Here is a 4015-nt window from a genome sequence, read left to right on the forward strand (position 1 = left end):
GACCGCGTCCACGACGGCCGCCGCGAAGACGAGCACGGCGAAGACGACGGCCGCGAAGACGACGGCCGCGAAGACGACGGCCGCGAAGAGGGCGTCCGCCGCGGCGACGGCGTCCGACGCCACGTGACCGGCGTCTTCATCACGCTCGAGGGCGGCGACGGCGTGGGCAAGTCCACGCAGTCGTCGCTCCTGCGGGAGTGGCTGGAGCGGCAGGGCCATGAGGTCGTCGTGACCCGCGAGCCGGGCGGCAGCGAGCTCGGCGTCGAGATCCGCGAGATCGTGCTGCACCGACGGGGCCACATAGCCCCCCGTGCCGAGGCACTCCTCTACGCGGCCGACCGCGCGCATCACGTGGAGACGGTCGTGCGCCCCGCGCTCGGTCGCGGTGCGGTCGTGCTGCAGGACCGGTACCTCGACTCGTCGGTGGCCTACCAGGGCGCCGGGCGGGTGCTCGACGCGGACGAGATCCGCGAGCTGTCGCTGTGGGCGGCGCACGGGCTGCTGCCCGACCTCACGGTGCTCCTCGACCTCGACCAGGCGGCCGCCCGCGTGCGCCTCGACGCCGCGCGGACGCGCTTCGACCGCCTCGAGGCCGAGCGCGGCGAGTTCCACGAGCGCGTCCGCCAGGCGTTCCTGCGGCTCGCCGAGGCGGAGCCGGAGCGCTTCCTCGTGGTCGACGCGGGTCTTCCCCGCGAGGAGATCGCCGACCTCATCCGCTCCCGGACCTCCGCCCTCATCGAGGCGGGAGCCCGCGCGTGAGCGACGCCGCGGTCGTGCGAGGCGCGGACGGGCCGGCGTCCCCGGACGGCCGGCGCATCTGGGACGAGCTCACCGGGCAGTCCGAGGCGGTCGCCCTGCTCGCCGCCGCGAGCAGTCCCCGCGCCACCGCGCGCGACGCGTCGGGCACCGCCCTCGCGCACTCGTGGCTCATCACCGGGCCGCCCGGATCCGGCCGCTCGAACCTCGCGTACGCCTTCGCGACGGCGCTGCTGAGCGACGGAACCCCCGAGGGGGACGCTGCGAGCGCACGGCAGGTGGCGGCGCGGAGCCACCCCGACCTCGGCGTGCTCGCCACGGAGCGGGTCATCATCGCCATCGACGAGGTGCGCGCGCTCGTCACCTCGTCGCAGTACTCTCCCTCGGTCGGGCGGTACCGCGTCATGGTCGTCGAGGACGCCGACCGCATGACCGAGCGCACGTCGAACCTGCTGCTGAAGGCGCTGGAGGAGCCGCCGGAGCGCACCATCTGGATCCTCTGCGCCCCCAGCGAGGCCGACCTGATCCCCACCATCCGCTCCCGGGTCCGCAGCGTCCGCCTGCGCATCCCCTCCGTCGAGGACGTGGCGGCGCTCATCCAGCGCCGCGACGGGGTCGACGAGGCGACCGCGACGCGCGCCGCCCGGGAGGCGCAGAGCCACATCGGCATGGCGCACCGTCTCGCCACGGACGCCGAGGCCCGCGATCGCCGCAGCCGCACGCTGGAGCTGGCCCTCGGGATCCGCACCGTGGGCGACGCCGTGCGCGCCGCCGCCGCGCTGCTCGAGCTCGCGGGTCAGGACGCGAAGGCCTTCACGGTGCAGCGCGATGCGGACGAGCGCGAACGCGCGCTGCGCTCGCTGGGCGTCCAGGAGGGCGGGTCGATCCCCCCGCAGCTGCGGTCGCAGATCCGCCAGCTCGAGGAGGACCAGAAGCGCCGCGCGACGCGGAGCCTCCGCGACGGCATCGACCGCATCCTCGTGGACCTCATGTCCCTCCATCGCGACGTGCTCCTCCGCCAGCTGGGTGCCGACCTCCCGCAGGTGAACGCGGCGATCGCGCCGCGCATCGCCGAGGCCGCGGAGGCCGGATCGGCGGCCGCCTCGCTCGCGGTGCTGGATGCGGTCGGGGTCGCGCGCCGCCGCATCGACGGCAACGTCAGCCCGGCCCTCGCCCTCGAGGCCATGCTCGTGTCCCTCACCCGCACGCGTCCGTCGGGTCGCGCGTGACCCGGCGGGGGGCGCGGACGTCCCTCCTGTCCCGCGTCGCGTCCCGCGCGGGCGTCCTGCTCGTCGCGGCCGTCGCGCTGAGCGGCTGCGGCCTCATCCCCGTGCCCGAGCCACGCAGCTCCACGTCGAGCCCCACCACGGAGGACGTGGCGCCCGACCTCGCGCGGTACTACGAGCAGGTCCTCGCCTGGTCGCCGTGCGAGGACGGGGCGCAGTGCGCCACCGCCACGGCGCCGCTCGACTGGTCGGCGCCGGATGCCGCGACCGACATCGAGCTCGCCCTCGTGCGCCACACGGCCCGCGGGTCGGACGGTCCGCGGGGGTCGCTGTTCGTCAACCCCGGCGGACCGGGAGCCTCCGGGGTCGACTTCGTGAGGTCCAGCGTCGACTACGCCGTGTCCCGCGATCTCCAGGACGCCTACGACGTCGTCGGGTGGGATCCGCGCGGCGTCGGGGCGTCGACCGCCGTCGACTGCGTCGACGACGCCCAGCTCGACTCCTTCCTCTACGGCGAGACCGCGGCGCGCCCGGGCACGCCGGAGCACGACCAGGAGCTCAGCGACGCCGCGCGGTCGTTCGCCGAGTCCTGCGCCGCCCGGTCCGGCCCGCTGCTGGAGTTCATCGACACGCGGAGCACGGTGCGGGACCTCGACATGCTCCGGGCGCTGGTGGGGGATCCGGCGCTGAACTACCTCGGCTACTCGTACGGGACCAGCATCGGCGCCGAGTACGCGCAGACGTTCCCCGCGCACGTCGGCCGCATGGTGCTCGACGGCGCGACGGATCCGTCCGCGAGCTCCTTCGACGTGGTGCTCGCCCAGACCGCGGGGTTCCGCACCTCCTTCGAGTCGTACATGGCGGCATGCCTCCGAGGGCAGCCGTGCCCGTTCCGCGGATCCGTCGAGGACGGGGTGCGCATGGCCGCCGACCTCCTCGACCGGCTCGACCAGAGCCCCCTGCGGGCCGTCGACGGCCGGGAGCTCGACGGGCAGGTGATGCGCAGCGCCATCGACTCCGCCCTCTACAGCGAGCAGCAGTGGCCCGCCCTCACCACCGCGTTCACCGAGGCCCTCGGCGGCGGCTCGGCCACCGCCTTCGCCCTCGCGGACTCGTACTTCGGCCGCACGCCCGACGGCACGTACACCAGCAACTTCTACGAGGCGTTCCTCGCGATCCAGTGCATCGACTACCCCGTGGAGCGCGACCCGGCCGTGCTGGCCCGGGAGGCCGCGGAGCTCCGCTCCGCGGGAGGGGAGCTGGCCGACGACGACACCTCGCGCGACGACGAGCCGGACCCGCTCTGCGGCAACTGGCCGTACACGGCACGGGACGCCCCGGCGCCCGTGTCCGCGGAGGGCGCCGCGCCCATCGTCGTGGTGGGCACCACCGGCGACCCCGCGACCCCGTACTCCTGGGCCGAGGCACTCGCCGACCAGCTCGACTCGGGCGTGCTGCTCACCTACGAGGGCGAGGGGCACATCGCCTACGACGAGCGGGACCCGTGCATCGTGGCCGCCGTGGACGGCTACCTGCTCGGCGGGGACCCGCCGGCATCGGGGACGACCTGCGGCTGACCCGCGTGTGCGAGAGGACCCTCGCGCATCCGGTATGCTCTCTACTCGTGCCCGGTACTCGCTGAGTCCGGGCCGGGCCGCCTTAGCTCAGTCGGTAGAGCATCTCACTCGTAATGAGAAGGTCGTCAGTTCGATTCTGACAGGCGGCTCCACCACCCCCTCCGCTCGTCCCGATCCCGGTCTCGTGCCGGGTCGCGATGAGTCGCGTCCCTCCGCGACCGCCGTCGCCGGCGGACCCGACGTGGCGCACCTGAGGCAGAGGCCCCGCTCGGTCTCGGCGTCTAGCATGGCCCCATGCGATCCCCTGCCGACGGCCCCGACCGCGCCGGCCGCATCGACCCGGAGGACCCCGCCTCCCGCGTGCGGACGAGCGCGACGCCCGCGCGGCGCACGCGCACCGTCACCGCCGCGGTCGCTGTCGTGGCACTGCTCGCCGCCGGGGCCGTCGGCGCCGGG

General features: G+C 74.9%; 3 protein-coding genes and 1 tRNA gene. All 4 read left to right on the forward strand.

What is annotated here, in order from left to right:
- Nucleotides 1–123: 123 nt before the first annotated feature.
- The 4 genes from tmk to Q6969_RS13790 all read left to right on the forward strand — a co-directional run bounded on the left by tmk (nucleotide 124) and on the right by Q6969_RS13790 (nucleotide 3711).
- Nucleotides 124–759 (forward strand): dTMP kinase, encoded by a 636-nt coding sequence (gene tmk / locus Q6969_RS13775; protein WP_317230951.1) that lies wholly within the window; start codon nucleotides 124–126, stop codon nucleotides 757–759.
- Nucleotides 756–1985, forward strand: coding sequence for a DNA polymerase III subunit delta' (locus Q6969_RS13780; RefSeq protein ID WP_317230952.1), 1230 nt, complete (start codon nucleotides 756–758; stop codon nucleotides 1983–1985). Before tmk ends, Q6969_RS13780 begins: the two co-directional genes overlap by 4 nt.
- Nucleotides 1982–3559: an alpha/beta hydrolase gene (locus Q6969_RS13785; RefSeq protein ID WP_317230953.1), complete on the forward strand. Its 1578-nt coding sequence runs from the start codon at nucleotides 1982–1984 to the stop codon at nucleotides 3557–3559. The genes Q6969_RS13780 and Q6969_RS13785 overlap by 4 nt, the downstream gene beginning before the upstream one ends.
- Nucleotides 3560–3635: 76 nt before the next feature.
- Nucleotides 3636–3711 (forward strand) — tRNA-Thr (locus Q6969_RS13790).
- The last annotated feature ends 304 nt before the right edge of the window (nucleotides 3712–4015 follow it).

Origin of the sequence: Clavibacter sp. MX14-G9D (assembly GCF_032917815.1) — a bacterium.
Lineage (GTDB): Bacteria > Actinomycetota > Actinomycetes > Actinomycetales > Microbacteriaceae > Clavibacter > Clavibacter michiganensis_K.